This window comes from Virgibacillus tibetensis (assembly GCF_036026595.1).
In the GTDB taxonomy this organism is placed as follows: Bacteria; Bacillota; Bacilli; order Bacillales; family Amphibacillaceae; genus Virgibacillus_P; species Virgibacillus_P tibetensis.
This window is the reverse complement of the sequence record NZ_JARZFX010000017.1, coordinates 38746-61917: the sequence shown is the minus strand read 5'-3', so window position 1 is coordinate 61917 and position 23172 is coordinate 38746. Positions and strand designations below refer to the sequence as shown.

The window sequence follows — 23172 nt, the reverse complement described above, 5'->3', positions numbered from 1 at the left end:
GTTAAGGAATGGGTGAAATAAGGGGATAGGAATCAGTTTTTGCAATATTGCCGAAGAATTAAACGTATTAAGATCTAGGGTTATATCTCAAGCCACTTTAAGTCATCAAATTAAGATGCTTGAACAAGAGATAGGATACCCACTTTTTAACCGTGTTGGCAAGAAAATTGAGCTTACTAAGGTAGGAGAATTTGTACATTGTTAAAGCGATATGGCCATTTGCGCTGATAGCGATAATAGTCTTGCTGCTAGTCACATTAATTTCACAGGGTACAGATGGCTTCAATCATTTGCTGAATAATTCAGGGATATTTTAATCTTACGGGGGGTTGGAAAAGCAAGAGAACCTGCCCCCACCTTTCCTGGACTAAAACGTACGGATTATACAAGGTTTAGAAAAATAATAGCAATTATAAGTATAATGCTGATTGTTGAGATAAATAGGAGAGAGAGTTTACGCGAGATATTCGCTTTCTGTATATCCTGCCATTTGTTGGGTTTAATACCGCTTAACCAGAATACAATTACGGCTGAGAGAAGTATTGAATTAACATTGACCATTAATAGAATAAAGGGAACAACTGCATCTCCCCATCTACCTGTGCCGAGAATCATACCGAATACGACAGCGGGAGGCAGTAATGCTACTGAAACCATAACTCCTACAAGCGCTCCTTCGTTTCTTTTAATAAAGGAAAGTGCTCCTGCAGCACCAGATGCGAGAGCAACCACCACGTCAATAAGTTGAATATCTGTCCTTGAAAGAAACTCATCACTGTATACAGGCGGTTGGAAGAAGAACCCGAACATAGTGGCCACCAATATTGGAATTCCTACTCCAAATAAGGATGTAAGTAATGATTGACGAAGTAACTTGTAATCCCCGAGAACGGAAGCAAATGAAACTGCAGTTACAGGGCCGATGATCGGGGCGATTACCATAGCTCCAATGACAATGGCAGGACTGTTTTTTATAATGCCGATTGTCGCAACGACTGAGGAAAAAACAATAAACCACATATAGCTGACACTCATATGACTGGATATCTCAACTGCCGTATATAATTCATGACTGCTTGCTCTCTGTAGGTCTTTTTCTTTATTTTCTTTATCTTTTTCTTTCTCTTTTTCCCTGGGAAGATACGTTTGTACAGTCAGTAACATAACCTGATAAGCGTTTTCCCCGCCAGGTAATCTTTCCAAGTAATTAAGGATCTGTTCTACATCATTTGTTTCCACAAGAATTCGCGTCTGTTTCTTTTCATTTTCTTTTGATGTATCGGAAATCCAGTAGGAGACAACAGGAAATTTTTCCTCTATATCTTCCATATTTAGAAAATCCCTTGGCGCATAAACCTCAAGCAACTGTAAAGTCATATTTACCTCTCCTGTTTTCTAAGAAGAATTTTACAACTTATTGTTGCCCTTATATTCATCTTCATAACATATATTTTTTATTATACAAAAAAGCCTCATCATTAAATGAGGATATAATTTATTATTCAGGTCTCAGGACAAATGAATTTTCTTCTGTATCTACATATACACAAACTTTCGTTTCAGGATTTATTTTTAATAGCTTTCTTATTTCGGATGGAATACTAATGTTTCCGTTAGAAGAGATATATCTGTGATTTTCGGTATTATTCCTGTTCGAATGATAAATCCAAATCGCATTGTCACGTAAGCTGATTTCAACCAATTCGCCACAATCAAATCCGAGTTTTACACGCCATCTTTTTGGTAAGTTTATTAAGCCTGTTTTACCAATTCGTTTGCATGTGTGCAGGATATACATCAAATCCACCTCTCTCATTAACTGCAATAACCGTTATTGAATAAATGTAAACCCTATTCACGTGGTTCATCCGAGTAAGTTGACAATCTAAAGAGAATCCAATTATAATATTCAGAATAAATGTATTAGTTGGAAAATAAAATGCGAAGGTAAAAGGAATTACATAAAATAGCTAAGTGAGGTGAAGCAATGAAAGTTATTGTAATAGGTGGCGGTATTGTCGGAGCAAGTGCAGCGTATTCCTTAGCGGTAAATAAAGTCGAAGTAATCGTAGTTGATAAAGAATATCAGGGTAGGGCTACTTCAGCGGGAGCGGGAATTGTATGCCCTTGGACTTCTAGTATACAGAATGACGACTGGTACGAAATTGCAAAACGTGGGGCACAATACTATTCAACTTTAATTTCTAAATTGAAGGAAGATGGGGAAGAAGAGACAGGGTATAAGCAAGTAGGAGCATTATCTGTTAGTACCGACTCTAATAAACTTGATGAAATAGAAAAAGAAATACTAGCTAAGCAGTTAAAAGCTCCTGAAGTAGGGGAGGTATCCAGACTCAATTCTGAACAGGCACGCAAATTATTTCCACCATTGACCAATGATCTAGAGGCTGTATTCGTTTCTGGAGCGGCTCGGGTAGATGGACGGTTACTAAGAGATGCTATGATACGTGCAGCAAAAAAGCATGGTGCAATAATGCTGCAGGAGGAAGCGTCTTTACTCTATGAAAATCAGAAGGTTATTGGCGTGATAGCAAATGGGGAAGCCATATATGCTGACCAAGTTCTTGTAACTGCTGGAGCGTGGGCACCATCCTTATTACGACCACTAGGTATCGAGTTAGAAGTAGAACCACAGCGTGGTCAAATTGCTCATATTAAATTACCAGAAACGGACACATCTAATTGGCCTGTTGTCTTGCCACAAAGTAGTCATTATATGTTAGCGTTTGATGATTCACGAGTCGTGGCTGGAGCTACTCGGGAAACAGGTTCAGGATTTGACTATCGCACTACAGCTGGAGGCATCCATGAAGTTTTGTCAGAGGCACTAGAGGTTGCTCCTGATCTATCTATAGGTACAGTTGAGGAAGTGCGAATTGGCTTTAGACCTATTGGCCCAGATGTCTTGCCTTTGATTGGAAGGATTGACCATATTAAAGGTGTTGTATTGGCAACAGGTCTTGGTGCTTCGGGATTGACAATAGGGCCGTATGTAGGAACAGTAGCAGCATCCCTAATCAAGGGAGATAAGGTAGAGCTGGACCTTGCTCCCTACAACCCCATGCGAGCTATCACGACGCTGGGGGACGTATAGCCAAACAAACAAAGATGTCATATATCAAAAGAAACTTTCTATTAAGTTACTAGACTTATAGGGAGTTTCTTTTTTGTTGTGGATTTGCCGTTACTGAGTGGACAGGAACTACGTATAATACGTTAGGGAGGTGGTAAGAATGGTCGAGATTGATGTTTACAGGATATTACTGGTCCCTGTTATTCTGGGGCTGATACAGGCGGCCAAAATAGTAGGTTTGCCCAAGAACTATTCTCCGATTCTAGCAGTGGTATTAGGAGCTATCGCTGGCCCTGTATATATAACTACAGATAATATTGCAGCAGGGATTCTGATTGGAATTGCTCTAGGCCTCTCATCTATTGGCCTATATAGTGGTACAAGAAATTTTTCAAGAAAGAAAGAAGATAAATAAGTACTGAATAGAAATTAGTTTATATAGCCTCTTATTATTCAACTAAAGTACGAGAGGCTAATTTTCCTAGTCAAATAGGAGAATCGATATAGAAATGCAAAATTCAGCCATCATCACTATTCATCATGTTGAAATTGCTTTAGAATATACTGAACGTATTATAGGAGTTAGAGAGGGACGAGTTGTATTACGATGAAAAAGTAGAAGAAGTGGCACAAGAGGTGCTTGTTTATATTTATAATGGTAAGGCGATAATGTAAAGGAAAGTAACCAAGGAGAACTTACTTTTATATGATAAAATTATTTATCAAAAGATTCCCCTAAACGGGATTATCTACCTTTATACAGTAAAAGTCTTAATAAGGTAGCGTTCAATAAATTCAGCAAGTCCGTCGTTTTGATGGTGACCAGTAATAATGTCAGCTGCGTCTTTGACCTCAGGTGAAGCGTTGGCCATTGCAACTCCTATGCCAGAGTTACGAAGCATTTGGATATCGTTCGGACCATCTCCAATTGTAACTACTTCTCTTTGGTTAATTCCATAGGCGCTAAGTAACGCTTTAATGGCTGACCATTTTGAAACTCCATGAGCAACAAGTTCGAAACCATCATTCCAATCTATAACATCTGCTTCATCTGTAAATAAATTTGAAAGTTGTGAGCTGGGGCCGCCTGTTCTAATGCTGTATTTAAGTACATCTCGATAATTCGCGTCTCTCAAATCACCCACATAGATTGGCGGGATTCGGCCTCGTCTTGTCCATTCATCTATTTCAGTACTCATCCGCTTGCAATAAAGCCCGGTAGCGGTGTGTACAAGAATGTTGCAAGGATAGTCGCTAGTAGCATGCTGGAATTTTTGCTCATCCAACATGACTGTTTTAATCTGAATTGCTTTTCCTGTTCTTCCATCGTGAATGGAAGCTCCGTTTAAACAAATCATTGGAGTTTGCAACCCAAGCGCCTTATGGTAAGGGGCTGTAATTTCATATTGCCGTCCAGTTGCAAGAAAAACTTTGATTCCTTGATTCATTATCATGCAAATTGCTTCAGTATTACGTCGGGAGATTTCATTCGAAGTAGTTAGCAATGTTCCATCCATATCAATAAATATAGCACGCGTATCCATTTTTATTTTTCCTCCTCTTTTCTTTAATCAGTTATAGCGTATCATCTGAATGTAAAGGCAGGATTAACTAATTGTAATGTTTAGATTAATTTTTAATAACTTAACATACAAATGCGTGATCTAACTCCACCGTCTTTAGACGGTATTTTGTCGATATAGATAACTTTTTGAATTTAATTAAAGTAATGATATAATATTAAACCATATTTAATTTTTGAATTTTTAAGGAAATCACAATTTATCATTTTTAGTTACGCAGTTCTTTATTGTGGCAATTCCATAGTAAACCAGGAGGTTTTGTATTTATGAATGAAACAAGAAGAAACGGTGAAGAGGATATGAATCATATCCAGAAAAAAAGATGGGAAATGCCAGATACATATGTAATTTTATTTTTGGTATTGATACTGGGGTTTATTGCTACATATTTAGTGCCTTCAGGCGCTTTTGATAGGGAAATGGTTGATGGGGTAGAACGGGTGGTTCCTGATACCTATCAACAGACAGAAGGTCCAGCACTCGGCTTGATGGATATATTTAATTCGATTCAAATGGGGATGGTACAGTCAGCTGATATTATTTTCCTTGTATTGTTTACCGGGGGAATGTTTGAAATTATAGAACGTTCCGGAGCATTGCGGGGTGTGATAAACCGTGCAGTAACCATAACACGTGGAAATGAGTTTTGGTTGATTGCTATTGTTTCGACGATTTTTGCTTTAGCCGGAGCGGTTGGAGCGGTTGCCAATGCTGTCATCGCATTTGTTGCTATTGGTGTCATAATAGCGAGAACACTTAAGCTTGACCCAATTATTGCTGTGGCAATTACATTTGGAGCTAACTTTGTAGGTTTTAGCGTAGGGTTTATGAACCCATATACAGTGGGGATTGCACAGGATATTGCAGAGCTTCCGCTACTATCAGGTGCCGGCTTCCGGTTTATTGTATTTGTTATCATATTATCTATAACCATTTGGTACATTTGGCGGTATGCGAAGAAAATCATGGCGGACCCTTCAAAGAGTATAATAGGAGTGTATGAGTATAGCGATGATGAAGAGAATCAGCTAGATACTCCTTTTACCATAAGACATAAACTGGTGCTGATTTTTGTAGCATTATGTTTAGGTTACTTTGTTTATGCATCGTCGCAATTAGGATGGACGATTAACAACATGGCTGCGTTTTTCTTAATTATTGCTATTGGCGCAGGTATTATTGCAGGAATGCGGTATAATACACTTGCTCTCACGTTCATGGAGGGCACAAAAAAACTGGTTTACGGTGCTCTAGTGGTAGGGCTGGCAAGGGCGGTTATTGTTATATTGGAAGACGGAAAAACACTTGATTCCATTGTGTATGGCCTGTCCATACCATTGGAAAATCTCTCGCCAGTATTTGCCGCAATAGGGATGTTTTTATCTAATGGATTACTAAATTTCTTAGTAAATTCCGGCAGTGGGCAGGCAATGATAGCAATGCCGATGCTATCTCCATTGGCTGATATGATTGGAGTTACCAGACAGGTAGCTGTACAGGCATATCAGTTTGGTGACGGTTTGACTAATCTCATTTTTCCAACGTCCGGTATTCTAATGGCAAGTCTAGCAGTGGCCAATGTTTCATGGACTAAATGGGTGAAATGGGTATTCCCGCTATTCCTTATTTGGTTCGTCATTGCAATTGTAACATTAACCGTTGGTGTTTTGATTGAATGGGGGCCGTTCTAAAAGCGATGGGGGATGCGAGGGGACGGTTCCCCCACGCTATCTCCTGTTACTCTTCGGATCAAATGCATCGCGTAATCCATCACCAATGAAGTTAATCGCAAGAACTGTTACAAGTATTCCTATTCCTGGTGGGATCCAGGCCCCAGGGTGATCACGTAATATCCGTATATTTTGTGCTTCTGAAATCATATTACCCCAGGTTGGATTCGGCTGTGGAATACCAAAACCAATGAAGCTTAATGCAGATTCAATAATGATCATTGTTGCCATCATTAATGTTGCGTTAACGATGATTGGACCTATGGCATTAGGGATGAAATGCTTAAAAATGATTCTGAAATCACTTGCCCCAATTGCCCTTGCCCCAAGAACGAATTCCTGCTCCCTTAGCGAAAGAAAGGTGCCCCTGACTATCCGGGTTAAGGTAGGCCAAGAGGTTATGGCGATTACCGTTACAAATATGGTTATGGTAACCTTCCCAAGGATAGCAATGATGGTAAGGGCTAGCACTAGAAACGGGAGGGCTAGGACTAAATCAGCTATTCGCATTATAATATTATCTGTTTTACCACCGTAATAGCCTGCTACTGCACCAGTTACAATACCGATAATTAATGTGAATAACATGGCACTGAATCCAACGGTCAGTGATATTCTTGCCCCGTACAGCAGCCGGGAAAAGTTATCCCTGCCTGAACTGTCTGTTCCAAGGATATGTTCACTTGAAGGTGCCTTTTCTATTAATAACAGATCCCCTCTTCGCGGATCGTGCTCTGTTAATAATGGTGCAAATACAGCTGCCAGAACAACAAAAGTTAATACGATAATTCCAGCTATGGCTAATTTATTTTTCAGGAATCGACCACGAGCTAATTGAAATGGACTTTTGTGCTTTCTCTTTGATACCAGCGGGTTTTGTGTATCATTTTGGTTAGGTAGCATCTTCTATCACCTCAATCATAGCGTATCCTCGGATCTACAACACTATAAAATATATCCGCCAATAAATTACCAATTAGGATGGCCACTCCCAGAAGAAGTGTAATAGCCATAATCACAGGGTAATCCCGGTTGGTAACAGAGTTGATGAAAAGCGTTCCGAGTCCAGGATAATTAAAGACCTGCTCTGTAATAATTGCTCCGCTCAATAGTGCGCCGAATTCAAATCCCATCAATGTAATAATTGGGATAACAGCATTACGCAATGTATGCTTGTACAATACATTTCTTTCACTCATACCTTTTGCCTTTGCAGTACGTATATAGTCACTTCCAAGTACATCAAGAACTTCAGAACGCATATACCGCATGTACGTTGCTGTTCCTGCAAGTCCTAATGTAATTCCTGGTAAAACCATATGATGGATACGATCTAAAAATTCACCGAAGCCTGCTATGTCAGTGGAAGAAACTGTCCCTTGTGCTGGGAACCAGCCGAGCTTGATTGCTAAAAAATAGATTGCAATAAGTCCAAAGAAGAAGTTGGGGATCGCTAAACCTAAAAACCCGAATGTCGTAGCCCCATAATCCAATGCAGAATATGGCTTTCGAGCGGAATAGATACCAATTGGAATAGCAACAACCAGGGTGATAGCAAGAGCAAACAAACCAAGGTAAATAGTGTTAATTATTCGCTCATTTATAAGACTTTGCACATCTCGTCCTCTGTAATACATGGAATCACCGAAGTCTCCCTGAGCCATGGAGGTTACCCAATGGAAATATTGAACTGGAATAGGGTTATTTAACCCAAGAGCTTCCCTTTGCTCATTATAGACCTCGGGATCAACAGTAGGGTCTAATATTCTTCCGGTGAAAGGGTCTCCAGGAGCAGCTTTAGCTAATCCGAAAACGATAATGGATAACAATAGCAACATGGGAATAAATATTATTATTCTTCTAATGATATATTTGTACATAACCAGCCCCCTATGAAGGAGGAGAGCATGCCTTGGCATACTCTCAACTACTTTTTTCTTGGTAATTTAGCGGTATTTCACAGTAAGTAACTATAAAAGTATCATCACCTATCATTCGTGGGTTATAAGTGACTGCGAAATACACGGTTTACTATTTAAATAGCGCTTTCCTGTTAGGGTTTAATCTAAATCATCTACCCACCATAGGTGTGCATCGTTATACATGGAGTACGGTAGTGGATCGACACCGTTCAATCGCTCATTGTAAGCCCAAAGGCTGTTTTGTGCATATAAGAGTAATGCAGGGAGGTCTTCAGAAAATACGCCTTGCCAATCCGCATATACTTCAGCACGGAAATCTTGTTCAAATGCTTCGGGTGCCTTTAATGCTTTTTGCATTAATTCTTCTGATTCAGGGTTGTTCCATCTGGAGAAGTTATATGCTGCCTTTGTTCCCCATAAACCTGTCGGGTCTGGATCAGCACTTCCTAAGCTCCAACCGATTAAGTATAGATCCCAGTCCGTATTGTCATTTGTCAGCTCTTCCACATAGGCTGTCATTTCTTTTGGCTGACGTAAATTAACGTTGATTCCTACTTCTTCAAGCTGTTGTTCAATTAGTGGTGCAGAGCGTTCGCGCAACTCATTTCCGGTTGGGTAATCCATGTTCAGTACCCACTCATTTCCGTCTGCATCTTCACGGAATCCATCGCCGGTTACATCCACATATCCTAAATCATCCAGCATAGCTTCAGCTTTCTCAGGGTCGTAGTTATAGTTCGTTGCGGCATTTTCATCATATGCCCAAAACTGAACAGCAATTGGTGAGTTAATCGGTTGCCCACGGCCATAAAGAAGTCCATCGACTATACCTTCCCGGTTAACAGCATAAGATATTGCCTGCCTTATTTCTGGATTATCAAGTTTTTCGTTTGGAACCCAGTTATCCGGCTCGAGAACGCCACCTTCTACATCTTCTGTAGTTCGATGGTTATGCTTAAATCCAAGCAGCTGATAACCAAAGTCTGCCTGCTCAATTATTTCGATATTACCAAAGGCTTCCACTGTCTCATAGTCTGCAGGTGGTATTCCACCAGGATCTGCGATGAAGTCAAGCTCACCTGATTCAAGTAATCCTGTCATTATAGATTGTGCGATTACTTTCCAGACAATTTTGTCTAGATACGGTGCACCCTGCCAATAATCGTCGTTTCGCTCTAACACATATTGTTCCCGTTCAATCATCTCTGTGAATTTAAATGGACCGGTTCCAATAACAGCACCAGCATCGCGTGATTCTGCTGCTTCTGGCATTTCCGTTATAGGTATGTCTGCAAATACATGTTCAGGTATGATTGTAAAACTGGCGTAATACAACGGATTTATATTCGGCTCTGCAAAGTGGAATGTAACCGTATAATCATCCTCTGCTACCACCCCTTGAAATTCATCTGTTTCTCCTGAGTTATATTCTTCATAGCCCAACAATGGCAGCACATAGGCTGTGCGGATTCCACCTGACGAAACATAGTCTGGATCTGCTATAGCTCTATAGGTGAAAACAACATCGTCAGCTGTAAATTCTTCTCCATCATGCCATTTGACACCTTCCTCAAGGAAAAGGGTAATTGATGTTTGATCATCATTCGTTTCCCAATCCTTCGCCAAATTAGGAATAAACTCCAGGTTTTCATTTTGACTGATTAGGCCTTCATGGGTGAAGTCAAGCACGTTAGCTTCATATGCCTCTTCATAAAAGATAGGGTTAAACATGCCAGCTGGTGCGGAATACATGGCTCCTGTCAAAGTTCCACCAGGTTGTGGACCTTCAGCAACCGGATCTTCTTCCTCTTCTTCACCATTATCTGTTTCTTCAGCCGGATCTTCCGTTTCCTCTGGGTCTGCTGGTTCAGGGTCATCACTATTACAAGCTACCATTACAATACTTAGAAAAAACAACAAAACAAGAAGAGCTATACCGTGCTTATACTTTTTAAACAAATTTTTTCCCCCTTTATAAATTAATAAGTACTAAATGCCATGAAAAAGTTTGCATCAATCACCCCCTGAAATTCGTGTAAGTGTATATTCAAAAAGTTGCCAAAGTAAGTTTTGAAACAACTTTGTAAGCTACTGCTCTTCTGTGTACAAATGACAAGCAACGAAATGGCCTTTCTCCATCTCTGTTAATTCTGGACGTACTATTGAACAACGGTCATGAGCTAATGGACAACGTGTGCGGAATGTACATCCTGACGGTGGATTCGCAGGACTTGGCAAATCTCCACTCAACTTAATTTTTTCTACTTTTTGCTCGTTTGACTTTCCAGTGTCAATTACAGGTATAGAGGTAAGAAGTGCTTTCGTATATGGGTGAAGTGCGTTTTCATAGATTGCTTTTTTAGGTGCTATTTCAACAATTCTTCCTAAATACATCACAGCAACACGATCACTGATGTGCTTGACAACACCCAAGTCATGCGCAATAAATAAATAAGTTAACCCAAGATCATCCTGCAAATCCTTCATCAAATTTAGCACTTGAGCTTGAATGGAAACATCAAGCGCTGAAACTGGCTCATCACAAATGACAAATTTGGGCTCAATAATTAATGCTCTAGCTATACTGATACGTTGCCGCTGTCCTCCTGAGAACTCATGAGGGTATTTAAGTCGATCTTCTGCTCGTAGCCCTACTTTTTCAATGATCTCGATTGCCTTCTTTTTTCTTTCGGACTTAGAAAGGTCAGCTTGGATGAGTAAAGGTTCCTCAACTAGCTCGGCTACGCTCATCTTGGAATTTAATGAAGCAAAAGGATCCTGGAATACGATTTGCATATCCCGTCTGTAGGGTCGGAATTTTCTTCGAGTCAGTTTGGAGATATCGGCACCGTTGAAATGTATGTTCCCTTCAGTTGGATCAAGCAGGCGAAGTATGACGCGGCCTAAGGTTGATTTTCCTGATCCTGATTCGCCAACAATACCGAGAGTTTCTCCCTTTTGAATAGTTAATGAAACATCATCGACAGCTTTTAAATGTCCAATGGTACGTTTTAAGACTCCACCCTTGATTGGGAAGTACTTTTTTATGTTTTTGATATCTACGAGAGTCTCTTGGTCATGGTTGCTTTTTTGATCTAATATAGTCATTCAGAAGGGCCTCCATTCTCATATAAATAACAGCGGACAAAATGATCTGTATCGATTTTTTTCAGCTCTGGGTTTGCTTGCATACATTTATCCATGACAAAAGGACAACGGGAAGAAAAGCGGCAGCCGCTGGGAAAATCATATGCAGGAGGAACAGTTCCTTTAATTGTCCCTAATCTTTCCACGTCCTCATTAATATTTGGTATACTCTCCAGTAAGCCTTTTGTGTAAGGGTGCTTTGTGTCTCTCAGTAGTTTCTTTGTGGGTGCTTGCTCAACAATTTGTCCCCCATACATCACCATAACGCGATCAGCATATTCGGAAACCACCCCGACGTCATGCGTGATAAGCAATAGAGCCATTTGAAAACGCTGCTTCATCTCAGCCATCAAATCGAGAATTTGTGCTTGTATAGTTACATCGAGTGCTGTAGTTGGTTCATCTGCAATAAGCAATAGTGGATCACAGGAAATTGCCATCGCTATCATTACCCGCTGTCTCATTCCTCCGGACAGCTGATGTGGATACTCGGTCATAATTTCCTCTGCCCTTGGAATACCAACCGTTTTTAGTAGATTAATAGCTTTATTACGAGCATCGTCCTTTTTCATATTTTTGTGTTTCTTAAGAATCTCTGTTATTTGATTCCCGATCGTAAATACTGGGTTTAACGCTGTCATTGGTTCTTGAAAAATCATTGCTATGTCATTTCCACGGATTCTGGTCATCTGTTTTGCCGATAATTGAAGTATATCCTCTCCATTTATTGAAATTTTACCTTCAACTATACGGCCAGGTTTGTTAATAAGCTGCATAACAGACAGAGCGCTTATGCTTTTTCCACTGCCTGATTCCCCAACAAGGGCAACCGTCTCTCCGGGGTAAATAGAAAATGAGATATTATCTACAGCCTTAGCTACTTGATCCTCATCTAAATAAAAATATGTTTTCAGTTGCTCGACATCTAATACTGGTTCATTATTCATACGAACACTCCATTCGAAAAGAGATGTTAGATCCGAAAAATATGTATAAGCTCACGAAAGATGTAATTGAATATGTTCGTATATACTATGTTTAGTAGTTGTATTATATTCACATATATTAGTAATTTTGGCTTAGTAGAAGGAATTTAGAAGTAAATTGCAGTACACATCAAGAAGAGAAGATAACTATTTGCCTCAACAAGTAAAGACAAAAATGCCCTCGAGTTAAAAATTATCCCGAGAGCGGCGTCAGGAAGCAGGTCTAGCTTCCTTCGTATACATTTTTAATAAAATCCATCTTACTAATGCACCGACACTTAACCCAATCGGTAAAAACAGTATGGGTAACCACATGGGGCCGATTAAGTATCCGAACAGGGTGAAAACGGGCGAAAAAATTAAGCCTACTGTTACAAAATAGGCCGAAAATACAAGTGGTAAATAGGCAAATGGTTTCCTCCCTCCACCGGCATCCTTATAGGCATCCCATATAGCGAAGAAATATAAACAAGGATAAAACATAAGCCACAGGTAATTTGTTTGTTGAATTGCTTCTTCGATTTGTCCATTAAAACTTAATACAATAATACTGTTAAAATTGCCCATAACATTGATTAAAAATTCTAATCCAACTAATAAAATTCCTTTAATATATTTTTGATTTAGTAATTGACCAAATCCAGGTAAAGCAATACTCCATAGCAGAACTTCTAATTTTTTACTTTTTTTATTTATTATATTTTCCATATCAAACCTATTTCGCTAATTCTTTTCGATCTGCTGCCATCGGAGGTTGTTCCATCCATCCATTATCAATCAGAATGTTTGCACCTTCATTGGAATATTTGGCTGTTTCTGCTATTAAACGAGTATAATGGGCACCTATATCATGTCTGGGACTTGCTGCCATGGATACACCATATTGCCCTATGCCAGATGCTATAAGCATAGTAACTAGAGTCATCATAAATTTATCCGAAAAAGGGGAAACAGTTGAATCCGTTACCTCAGATGTCATTAATAATGCTCCATTATGCAAGTTTTCCGCATGTAAAATAGAAGCAAATACTTCTACGTGTTTTCCAGATATATCTTGACCCTTTTCAAAAAAACTTCTCACTTCTTTCGATTTTGCTACTTGACTAAATCCAGTAATAATCGCTTGACCTAATGCATTTCGCTTTGCGTTAAACACCAGATTGGTTATTTCAACACCAATTAATGGTCTTTTATCGGCAAACCAACCTGCTAAAAAGCTTTGTTTTTTCACGAAATCAACTTGTTTTGGCTTTGGTATCTGTGGTGTACGTATATAAACCCCCTTCTCCTTAGCTAACTCTTTTGATTTTTTATGAAGATCATTTGCTGTTTTTAAACTTTCAGAGAAGTAATCAATTACATCCTTTCGTTCAGCAACAGATAAAGACATGGAATACGTAGTAAGCGTAAAAATAGTCATATTTAAAATATATTCAAGATAGAGTTTATCCGAAAAAAGTCGAGGCGCACTTAAATCGACATCCTGCCCGGAAAATCCTTTGGGGACAGGATACCCTCCCTTGTTAAAGAAGTTTGTTAATGCTTCAACTTGCTGTTCCGTTTGTACCAGTGCGTCAGCTAGTAGTGATTCGATTTCTTCATCTTCAACATGGGTTAAAAAAAACTTTAAACCACAGATGGCTAATGTATCACTTTGATAGGCAGTCCAAAGTGTAGAAATATCTGCTGATGTTAGTTCAATATGATCGAAATTTTTCATACGTTTTTATTCCTTTCGCTTATAAGTATTTGCTAACTCATCCCGGTCAATCATTCGCGGGGGTTCCTCTAACCATTCATTATCGATCATAATGTTAATCCCATCTTCAGAGTATAAGACAATCTCGGCACTTAGGCGTGCATAGTGAGCTGATAAATCTCTTCTGCTGCTTGTAGAAATAGCAAAACCATAGAATCCAATACCTTGAGATATCATCCCTGTAGTATGAAACATGATCAATTTATCTGAAAATGGAGATATTCCATGTGAATCTGTAACCATAGCATCCGAACCCATTGGAACGGAAACATTACTATCCTCTAGCACTTCACTAAAAATAGTTACGTGTTTTTTGGCAATTTCTATCCCTCGCTTCAGGTATGACTTTACCTCTTTCGATTGTGTTACTTGAGTGAAGCCTGTTAACGTTGCAGCACCTAATGTATTCCTTCCTATATTGGAAAAAAGATGGGAGATTTCAACGGCCAGTAATGGTCTGCGATCACCAAACCAGCCTGACAGAAAGTTTTGTTTTTTGACGTAATCTACTTCTTCAGTTGTTGGGATGGAAGGCGGGCGTGTATAAACTCCTTTTGATAAGGCAACCGCTCTAGCCATACGATGTAGCTCATTAAACTCCTGAAGGGCATTGGAAAAATAGGTGTAAATATCCTCCCTGGTACTGGACCCTATAGCCATTGCACAAGCATTTAATCCTAAGGTGCCGAGGGTCAGGGAATTCTGCAGAAGATAAATATCCGTATAAAGTTTCGGAGCATTTAAATTAACATCCTCATTAGTAAACCCATGTGGGACTGGGTGATTTTCATTTTTTAGGATAGTAGAGAGTTTATTCACTTGATCCTGAGAAAAGTTGAAAGCATAGTTTACAACTGGAAGGATTTCCTCATCCTCTACAATTTCTTTGTAATAGGAAAGTACTGCAACATTTAGACTGGCATTCATGTAGCCTCCCCAAATATTAGCCAGTTCTGATGAAGTTAAAACTGCTTTATTATTCGATTCCATATCATTATTCCTCCTGGAGTGCATGTTTTATTTAGTTTGTCAGAATATCTGATTATTATACGGATGGCTAACAGCGTTTATTAATTTGTATAAATATAATGAAATGTGGGAAAGAAAAGGAGGATGACCTACCGTAAATTGAGGGTGATGACTTGGTAAAGCGATCATTGTTTAATAGAAATAAGGAACAGAAAGTCAATAATAATGTAGAGAATTTTCCTGTTGAGCTATTTAAAAACCTTAATAGAAACATAGATAATTTAAAAAAGATGCTGAATGAACCAAGTGATTTAGTAATTCACGAATTTACTATTGGGAACAACAAGTGTGCAATTGCTTATATAGATGGATTAACCGATAAAGATATGCTACATAACAACATCCTTAAGAATCTTCTGATATTTGGAAGGAAACAGGATTTGCCTACAAGTGAAACCGATCTATTTAATGAAGTACAAAAGGGCCTCTTATCAATTAGCTCAATTGAAGAAGGAAAATCTTTAGATGAATTGACAATAAAGTTATTATCAGGAAGTTCGGTGTTTTATTTAGACGGAATAGATAACGTTTTAATTATGGCTACAAAGGGTTGGGATAGCCGATCAATAGAGGAACCACAATCAGAGTCATTAATACGGGGTTCACGAGAAGGTTTTGTTGAAAATTTACGAACAAATATGGTTCTTATACGCCGGCAGATAAGAGATCCAAACTTACGCTTTAAGACATATGAAGTGGGGCGAAGGTCGAAGAAAAGTTTAATTTTGACCTATGTAGATGGCATCATCCATCCAGATATATTAAATGAAGTTAATAGAAGGCTCGCTACAATTGATATGGATGATGCCCCAGAATCAGGGTATATTGAACAATGGATTGAAGATAATTTCTTGTCTCCATTTCCGCAAATGGAAAATACGGAAAGACCGGATAAGGTTGCTGCAGCTGTATTGCAGGGGAAAGTTGCAATCATACTTGATGGAACGCCATTCGTTTTGATAGCGCCTATAACGTTGGGGAATATGTTGCAATCGCCTGAAGATTATTATGAACGATGGTCCATTGGTTCGTTGCTAAGATTGTTACGGTATCTTGCTGCTTTTATTGCAATGTTTGCCCCTTCATTATACATTGCACTCGTTTCTTATCATCAGGGAATGATCCCTTCGGAACTCGCATTCTCTATTGCTGCAACAAGGGAAGGGGTACCTTTTCCAGCTTTTATTGAAGCGATATTAATGGGGATAACGATGGAACTCCTGCGTGAGGCGGGAGCCAGATTACCAAGATCCATTGGTCAAACGGTCGGAATTGTTGGTGGTATAGTAATTGGGGAGGCAGCTGTGACTGCTGGTGTTGTAAGCCCCGTAATGGTTATTATTGTTGCACTTACTGCAATTGCTTCCTTCACAACTCCATCGTATAGTATTGCCATTTCGTTTCGCATGATCCGGTTTGGTTTTATGGTTGCCGCTGCAGTTTTAGGTCTATATGGAATTGTCCTTGTCTACATTATGATTAATATCCACATTGTAAATCTAAAAAGTATCGGTGTTCCATATTCTACACCTTTTGCACCTGGCTTTTTGGAAGATTGGAAGGATTTGATTTTACGTGCGCCTGTCCCTATGTTGACAAAAAGACCTCGATATATGCAAACAAAGGATAAAAGGTCGGCAAACAAAGGAGGGCGATCATCTTGAAGTGGTTTGATTATGCGGATGAAAAGATAAGTGATAAAGAAATCATGATTGCTGTGCCCTCTATCGTAATTGGAGTAGGCATCCTTTCCATGCCAAGAGAACTAGCGGGGGCAACTACCTCTTCTGATGGTTGGATTTCAATAGTAATCGGGGGGACAATTTTTGTTTTTATTACTTGGATGGTGGCAAAATTGGCTGCAAGCTTTCCCAATCAACAATTTCTTACATATGCATCGTCCCTAGTCACAAAACCTGTGGCAGTTGTGCTTACATTCCTTTTATCCGTCCAAGGAATCATTTTGAGTGCCTATGTAATGCGTGTGATAGCAGAAATTGCTAAGGAATATTTGTTTGACGAAACGCCAGTGGAGGTAATCGCATTGACTTTTCTGCTAGTAGTTGTCTATGCGGTTTCAGGGTCAAGGGCAGGCTTGTTTCGTTTAAATATGATGTTCTTTCCGATCATTGTTATTATTGCCGTGTTAGTTATTGTTTTTTCTTTAGGATGGTTTAACACAGAAAATCTACTTCCCGTTTTTAAAACAAGCTTTAGTGGACATTTGCAAGGGCTACAAGTTAGTTCGCTTTCTTACATAGGGTTTGGCATAGTGCTGTTTTATACAGCACTCGTAAAACAGCCTGCAGGAGCACCTCGAATGGCCGCCATCGGTATGTCGATGGCTGTAGGTTTATATCTGTTGTTTTTTATTGTATGTCTCGGTGTGTTTGGAAATCTATCTACAGCAAATCTCATATACCCTACGATTGAGTTAGCAAAGGAAATAGAAATACCAGGTGGTTTTTTTGAAAGATTTGATTCGGTGTTCTTAACCATTTGGATCATGGCTATTTTTAATACAACGGCAATGGGTCTTGATGTTGCTGTTTTTGCGCTGAATTCCTTATTCAATGTAAAAAAGGCGAAAATATTATTTGTTTTATCACCGCTCGTTTATTTTATCGGTATGTTCCCTAAGAACTTCAATGAAGTTGTAACATTAGGTGCATTTGTTGGTTATTATAGCCTTATTGTAACTGTGATCGTTACGATCGTTCTTCTTATCATTTCTAAAATCAAAGGGGGGAAGAAAAATGGGAAAAAGTAGAGGAATTTGCTTGCTTCTTACGTTGGGGTTACTTATGCCACTTACTTCCTGTTGGGATAGAATGGAAATCGAAGAACGTGGTTTTGCGGTAGGGTCGGCTATTGATTTAGTAGAGAAACTAGATAATGGAGAATATAAAATAATGTTAACAACTCAATTTGTTGTGCCAGCTGGGATGAGTGCTTCTACACAAAGTGGTGGAGGTAACCAGGAGCCCTTTATGAACTTATCAGTAAGCGGGGAAAGTGTATTTGATATTAGTCGTGAAATGTCCAAGTTAGCAAGCAGAGAGGCTTATTACCCACATTTAAAGGTTATTATCATTTCAGAGGAAGTAGTGGAGGAACCCGATCTATTTGCCAGTATTATGGATGTTTTTCTCCGAGATCATGAGATGCGAAGAAGTGTGAAATTATCAATTTCTAAAGGAGAAGCAAAGGAAGTTCTCTATATAAAACCAGATAATGAAGATCTTCCTGCTATGTATATTAAGTCAGTTATGGAAAACAGCTATAAAACTGGAGGATCTATCGAACCAATCCATATTGGTGAGGTACAGGAATACCTTTTGAGTAATCGAAGCTATGTTATTCCAAGCGTTTTTGTTGCTGGTGATAATATCAAGTACGAAGGAGTGGGAGTTTTTCAAGGAAAAAATAATCAAATGTTGGAGATATTAAACAACGATGAAACCAAAGGATTAGGTTTTATAATAGAAAAGATTAAAGGAGGAACGATAAAAGTTGAGGTAGGTGGAGATTTGATAACGATAGAGCTTGCAGATATAAAAAGTAATATTAAAGTGGAAGGTAAAGACAAGGAAAACCTGAAAATCTCGGTGAAAATGGAGTTAGAAGGGAAGATTGCAGAAACGTTTGGAAATAAGAGTGTCTTAGACAGAAACTACTTCACAAAAATTGAAGAAGCAGCTGCAAAGAAAGTTGAGGAACTAGCTCAACAAACAATAGAAAAAGTACAAGGTGAATTAAAAGTTGATGTACTGGGTATCAGTGACCTCCTATACCAACGCCATTATGATATGTGGCAAACAATAGAGGGCGACTGGGATCAGGGTGCGAATTATTTTTCACAAAGTACGATTAACGTTTCAGCAGATGTGAAGATTGAAAAACCAGGTGCTACAGATAATATTAATAGCAATCAAAATGGTGATCAATAATGTGGGAACAAATTATGGAAAGAATACCTGATGGAGTAACTATTTTCTGCACGATATTAGCTTTTTTAATTCCCTATCTTTTTTATAAAATTAACAAGAAATTACATGAGTATGGAGATCCCCCATGGAAAAATGAGGAATATGATAATGAGAGGAAATAAGAATGGGAAGCCCGTAAGTCGGGAGACAGCACCTGCCAAACGGGAGAGCGCGGCTCCAACACGGGAGACAGCACCCCTCAAACGGGAGACAGCACCCGCCAAACGGGAGACAGCACCCCCCAAACGGGACAGAGCACCTGCCAAACGGGAGAGCGCGGCTCCAACACGGGAGACAGCACCTGCCAAACGGGAGAGCGCGGCTCCAACACGGGAGACAGCTACCCTCAAACGGGAGACAGCACCCGCCAAACGGGAGACAGCACCCGCCAAACGGGAGACAGCCGAAGAGCTTGGTCAACTTTTTTGGGTTCCTTCACAGTCAATGATAGACTAGAAGAGAGATAATACTTATAAAAGAGGTGCAATTATGGATTTGCAAACATACCAGAAACTAGATGCAACAGATATGTCGGAGCTGATTCGCAATAAAGAAGTAAAATCGGAAGAATTGCTTACATTAAGTTTTGAACAAATGGAGAAAGTCAATCCTTCATTAAATGCTGTTACACATCACCGAAAAGATAAAGTTTTTGATGAGGCTACTAACATGTTTAATACCGACCAGCCTTTCGCCGGCGTCCCCATATTATTGAAGAATATATCACAGGCGCTAAAGGGGGAGTCACTTACATCCGGGTCTAAGTTATTAAAATCGACTATTGCCGATCAGGACTCTAATCTTGTAAAAAAAATTCGTGAAGCTGGCTTCCGATTTATAGGACACACCAACACACCTGAATTTGGACTTAAAAATATATCGGAGCCCGAACTGTATGGTCCAACAAGAAACCCATGGAATCCTGATTATTCGCCAGGGGGATCCAGTGGAGGGGCTGCAGCAGCAATTGCTTCTGGGATTGTCCCACTGGCAGGAGCGAGTGACGGTGGAGGATCCATTCGTATACCTGCATCTTTTAGTGGCTTGTTTGGACTTAAGCCAACACGTGGTCGCACGCCAGTAGGTCCGGGTGCAGGTCGCCAATGGCATGGTGCATCGATTGACTTTGTATTAAGTAAAACTGTCCGGGATAGTGCTTCCATGCTGGACATCCTTCAGACTGTACAGCCTGAAGCTGCATTTCAGACCCCACTTTATCCAGGAAGTTATAAAGCAGAAATGGTGTATCCACTCAAAAAGAAACGAAGAGTAGCATACACCACTGAGTCGCCTGTAGGAACACCGGTTTCAGCAGATGCAAAGGAAGCTGTAGAAAAAACAGTAAAATGGTTAGAAAAAGAAGGATTCATCGTTGAAGAAAAAGATAACGGAGTCGATGGTATCCAGCTTATGGAAAACTATTACATAATGAATAGTGGTGAGATCTCTACCCTAGTCAGTAAATTGGAGCAAGCTATTGGTAGAGCAATCACCTCTGATGATGTAGAGATTGAAACATGGTTACTGAATGAGGCTGGGAAGTCTGTTTCAGCAGCAGCCTTTTCATCCAGCATCGCATCCTGGGATGAAGCAGCTGCGCAAATGGCAGCCTTTCATCAGACGTATGATTTTTATATAACACCTGCTACAGCCTATACAGCACCACAGGTTGGGGAGCTAACCCATTCCAGGGAAGACCAGGAACAATTACGCCGCAAAATTACAGAAATTAATAAAAGCGAGCAGCAGGCTTTAATTTATGACATGTTCTTACCAAGCTTAACGTACACACCATTTACCCAGCTTGCAAATTTGACTGGACAGCCTGCGATGTCTGTACCCTTACATTTATCGAATAATGGAATGCCAATAGGTGTACAAGTTATGGCACCCAAAGGGGGAGAGATGGAATTATTGCAGCTTGCACATCAAATGGAATTAAGTGACCTTTGGGTTGATATAAGAAGTAATCCATTTATGGTAAATAAAGTTAAGGATTCTATCAAGTAGTTTAAAATGGAATTGACTTCCAAGGGCAAACCTTGTGAAAACTTTCATTATTTTTACTTATTGATTTAGTGTTTTAATATTACTCCTTCACCTATATAATGGATTTTGCAACGGAATTATCTGCATTCTATTATCTGAATATTATCGATTTGGCAACGAGAGGGGAAGAATAGATGGAAAAGATGAAGAAGAAAGGCGTATTTCAACGCTTTTTGGATGGGATAGAAACAGTAGGTAACAAATTACCTCATCCTGTCACATTGTTCGCAATATTAGCTTTAGCAGTTTTAGCATTATCAGCAATCATTTCTTCCTTTGGGATAAGTGTTGAGCATCCTGGTAATGAAGGGGAAATGGTAGAGGTTAATAACTTACTGAGTGCAGAAGGTATTCAGTATATATTCACTAGTATGACAGATAACTTCATCGGTTTCGCACCACTTGGAGTTGTGCTCGTAACAATGCTTGGTATTGGTGTAGCAGAAAGAACAGGACTTATTAGTGCAACGTTGCGTGGTTTTGTTTTGTCTGTACCAAACCGCCTGATTACTGCGGGCTTGGTTTTTGCAGGTATTATGTCAAGTGTTGCTTCTGATGCGGGATATGTAGTTCTACCGCCACTTGGAGCAGTTATATTTGCTGCATTGGGACGTCACCCGTTAGCTGGACTGGCAGCGGCATTTGCTGGGGTTTCGGCAGGATTTAGTGCGAACCTCTTCTTGTCTGCAACAGATGCAATGTTGGGTGAAATGACAATAGCTGCAGCTAGTATTATTGATCCAGCATATGCAGCGGATATGAATATCGCAATGAATTATTACTTTATTATCGTTTCTGTCTTTGTACTAACATTTATAGGTGCATGGGTTACAGAACGTGTTGTAGAACCTCGTTTAGGCGAGTATAAAGGTGAGTTCCGTGAAAAATTAGAGGGACTTAATGCAATCGAGAAAAAAGGACTTATCTGGTCTGGAGTTTCCATCGCAGTTTCAGTAATTTTAGTGGCACTTTTAATTGTACCGGAAAACGCGCCAATGCGTGGTGAAGGTGGAGCAATTATCCAGTCGCCTTTCATGAGCTCTTTAGTACCGATTATTACGATTTTGTTCTTAATTCCTGGTCTTGTTTATGGAATAGTTACAAAAGTAATTCGTAATGATAAAGATGTCGCGAATCAAATGTCAGATACAATGGCTTCCATGGGAATGTTTATTGTTCTAGCATTTACAGCAGGTCAGTTTGTGGCATATTTTGCAGAATCGAATATGGGACTGGTTATCGGGGTATTCGGCGCTGAATTCCTTGATAGTATTAACCTTTCTGGAATTCCATTGATCTTAATGTTTATCCTTATTGCTGCATTTATCAATTTATTTATTGGTAGTGCTTCGGCTAAATGGGCGATGATGGCTCCAGTATTTGTTCCAATCATGATGCAACTGGGTTATTCACCAGAGTTAACTCAAATGGCATATCGTGTTGCGGATTCTACAACAAATATTATTACACCACTAATGACTTACTTTGCAATTATAATTGCCTTTGCTCAAAAGTATAATAAAAACATGGGTATTGGAACACTTATTTCCGTTATGTTCCCTTACACAATCTACTTCTTGGTTGGGTGGACAATTATCTTAGTTGGTTGGATGTTATTAGGTATAGATCTGGGACCTGGGTCACCAATTTTATACAATAATTAATAATACTACTATAAATGCATCACCAATATGGATAACCGGTTCCCTTTTGGGGTGCAAGCAAAAAATAATCCAAACCATTTAAGGATTATCATTGAAATTCAGAATAGAAATAGCAGGTAAATTTTCCTGCTATTTTTTTGTTTTTGTTAAGTAAAATGAGGCAATGAAGACCCAAACGCGGAAAGAAAACAGTAAAAAGGTTCTCTTACTTTAATTTCGG

General features: G+C 39.4%; 21 protein-coding genes. 9 read left to right on the top strand and 12 right to left on the bottom strand.

Annotated features, from left to right (window positions below; translation table 11 throughout):
* Window positions 1–25: 25 nt before the first annotated feature.
* Complete coding sequence (locus QGM71_RS19300; RefSeq protein ID WP_407703057.1) at window positions 26–205, top strand: helix-turn-helix domain-containing protein; 180 nt, start codon at window positions 26–28, stop codon at window positions 203–205.
* 176 nt (window positions 206–381) lie between these two features.
* On the opposite strand, the gene QGM71_RS19295 is transcribed toward QGM71_RS19300, so the two are convergent.
* The gene (locus QGM71_RS19295; RefSeq protein WP_327609202.1) at window positions 382–1377 is read right to left on the bottom strand and encodes a TIGR00341 family protein; all 996 of its coding nucleotides are present in this window, start codon (window positions 1375–1377) and stop codon (window positions 382–384) included.
* Between the two features lie 121 nt (window positions 1378–1498).
* Window positions 1499–1798, bottom strand: a complete 300-nt coding sequence (locus QGM71_RS19290; RefSeq protein ID WP_327609201.1) for a hypothetical protein — start codon at window positions 1796–1798, stop codon at window positions 1499–1501.
* 189 nt (window positions 1799–1987) lie between these two features.
* Between QGM71_RS19290 and QGM71_RS19285 the strand changes: the two genes are divergently transcribed.
* Window positions 1988–3115: an NAD(P)/FAD-dependent oxidoreductase gene (locus tag QGM71_RS19285; protein WP_327609200.1), complete on the top strand. Its 1128-nt coding sequence runs from the start codon at window positions 1988–1990 to the stop codon at window positions 3113–3115.
* A 139-nt stretch (window positions 3116–3254) separates the two neighbouring features.
* Window positions 3255–3509 carry a hypothetical protein gene (locus QGM71_RS19280; protein WP_327609199.1) on the top strand — a complete coding sequence of 85 codons (255 nt, stop codon included), beginning with the start codon at window positions 3255–3257 and terminating at the stop codon, window positions 3507–3509.
* A 340-nt stretch (window positions 3510–3849) separates the two neighbouring features.
* Here the strand turns inward: QGM71_RS19280 and QGM71_RS19275 are convergent, their stop codons facing one another.
* Window positions 3850–4638 carry an HAD family hydrolase gene (locus tag QGM71_RS19275; RefSeq protein ID WP_327609198.1) on the bottom strand — a complete coding sequence of 263 codons (789 nt, stop codon included), beginning with the start codon at window positions 4636–4638 and terminating at the stop codon, window positions 3850–3852.
* Window positions 4639–4943: 305 nt separating this feature from the next.
* Between QGM71_RS19275 and QGM71_RS19270 the strand changes: the two genes are divergently transcribed.
* Entirely contained in the window at window positions 4944–6368 is a 1425-nt protein-coding gene (locus QGM71_RS19270; RefSeq protein WP_327609197.1) for a YfcC family protein, read from the top strand.
* Between the two features lie 36 nt (window positions 6369–6404).
* On the opposite strand, the gene opp4C is transcribed toward QGM71_RS19270, so the two are convergent.
* The 8 genes from opp4C to QGM71_RS19230 form a co-directional block, all read right to left on the bottom strand.
* Window positions 6405–7310, bottom strand: coding sequence for an oligopeptide ABC transporter permease (opp4C, locus tag QGM71_RS19265; RefSeq protein WP_327609196.1), 906 nt, complete (start codon window positions 7308–7310; stop codon window positions 6405–6407).
* Window positions 7311–7321: 11 nt separating this feature from the next.
* Window positions 7322–8287 (bottom strand): ABC transporter permease, encoded by a 966-nt coding sequence (locus QGM71_RS19260; protein ID WP_327609195.1) that lies wholly within the window; start codon window positions 8285–8287, stop codon window positions 7322–7324.
* A gap of 180 nt (window positions 8288–8467) precedes the next feature.
* The gene (locus tag QGM71_RS19255; RefSeq protein ID WP_327609194.1) at window positions 8468–10288 is read right to left on the bottom strand and encodes a peptide-binding protein; all 1821 of its coding nucleotides are present in this window, start codon (window positions 10286–10288) and stop codon (window positions 8468–8470) included.
* Between the two features lie 129 nt (window positions 10289–10417).
* On the bottom strand, window positions 10418–11437 hold the full coding sequence (locus tag QGM71_RS19250; protein WP_327609193.1) for an ABC transporter ATP-binding protein: 1020 nt from the start codon (window positions 11435–11437) through the stop codon (window positions 10418–10420).
* Window positions 11434–12423, bottom strand: coding sequence for an ABC transporter ATP-binding protein (locus QGM71_RS19245; protein ID WP_327609192.1), 990 nt, complete (start codon window positions 12421–12423; stop codon window positions 11434–11436). Before QGM71_RS19245 ends, QGM71_RS19250 begins: the two co-directional genes overlap by 4 nt.
* A gap of 249 nt (window positions 12424–12672) precedes the next feature.
* Window positions 12673–13170, bottom strand: a complete 498-nt coding sequence (locus QGM71_RS19240) for a hypothetical protein (protein ID WP_327609191.1) — start codon at window positions 13168–13170, stop codon at window positions 12673–12675.
* Between the two features lie 7 nt (window positions 13171–13177).
* Window positions 13178–14182 (bottom strand): DUF3231 family protein, encoded by a 1005-nt coding sequence (locus QGM71_RS19235; protein ID WP_327609190.1) that lies wholly within the window; start codon window positions 14180–14182, stop codon window positions 13178–13180.
* A gap of 6 nt (window positions 14183–14188) precedes the next feature.
* Window positions 14189–15211 carry a DUF3231 family protein gene (locus QGM71_RS19230; RefSeq protein ID WP_327609189.1) on the bottom strand — a complete coding sequence of 341 codons (1023 nt, stop codon included), beginning with the start codon at window positions 15209–15211 and terminating at the stop codon, window positions 14189–14191.
* A 152-nt stretch (window positions 15212–15363) separates the two neighbouring features.
* Between QGM71_RS19230 and QGM71_RS19225 the strand changes: the two genes are divergently transcribed.
* The 3 genes from QGM71_RS19225 to QGM71_RS19215 are packed head-to-tail and all read left to right on the top strand — an operon-like array spanning window position 15364 to window position 19200.
* Window positions 15364–16914: a spore germination protein gene (locus QGM71_RS19225; protein WP_327609188.1), complete on the top strand. Its 1551-nt coding sequence runs from the start codon at window positions 15364–15366 to the stop codon at window positions 16912–16914.
* Window positions 16911–18020: a GerAB/ArcD/ProY family transporter gene (locus QGM71_RS19220; protein WP_327609187.1), complete on the top strand. Its 1110-nt coding sequence runs from the start codon at window positions 16911–16913 to the stop codon at window positions 18018–18020. Before QGM71_RS19225 ends, QGM71_RS19220 begins: the two co-directional genes overlap by 4 nt.
* The gene (locus QGM71_RS19215) at window positions 18007–19200 is read left to right on the top strand and encodes a Ger(x)C family spore germination protein (protein WP_327609186.1); all 1194 of its coding nucleotides are present in this window, start codon (window positions 18007–18009) and stop codon (window positions 19198–19200) included. The genes QGM71_RS19220 and QGM71_RS19215 overlap by 14 nt, the downstream gene beginning before the upstream one ends.
* Before the next feature lie 101 nt (window positions 19201–19301).
* On the opposite strand, the gene QGM71_RS19210 is transcribed toward QGM71_RS19215, so the two are convergent.
* Window positions 19302–19631 (bottom strand): hypothetical protein, encoded by a 330-nt coding sequence (locus QGM71_RS19210; protein WP_327609185.1) that lies wholly within the window; start codon window positions 19629–19631, stop codon window positions 19302–19304.
* A 97-nt stretch (window positions 19632–19728) separates the two neighbouring features.
* Here QGM71_RS19210 and QGM71_RS19205 point away from each other — a divergent pair, with 97 nt between their 5' ends.
* Both QGM71_RS19205 and QGM71_RS19200 read left to right on the top strand, forming a co-directional pair.
* Entirely contained in the window at window positions 19729–21249 is a 1521-nt protein-coding gene (locus tag QGM71_RS19205) for an amidase (RefSeq protein WP_327609184.1), read from the top strand.
* 173 nt (window positions 21250–21422) lie between these two features.
* Window positions 21423–22952: an AbgT family transporter gene (locus QGM71_RS19200; RefSeq protein WP_327609183.1), complete on the top strand. Its 1530-nt coding sequence runs from the start codon at window positions 21423–21425 to the stop codon at window positions 22950–22952.
* Window positions 22953–23172 lie beyond the last annotated feature (220 nt).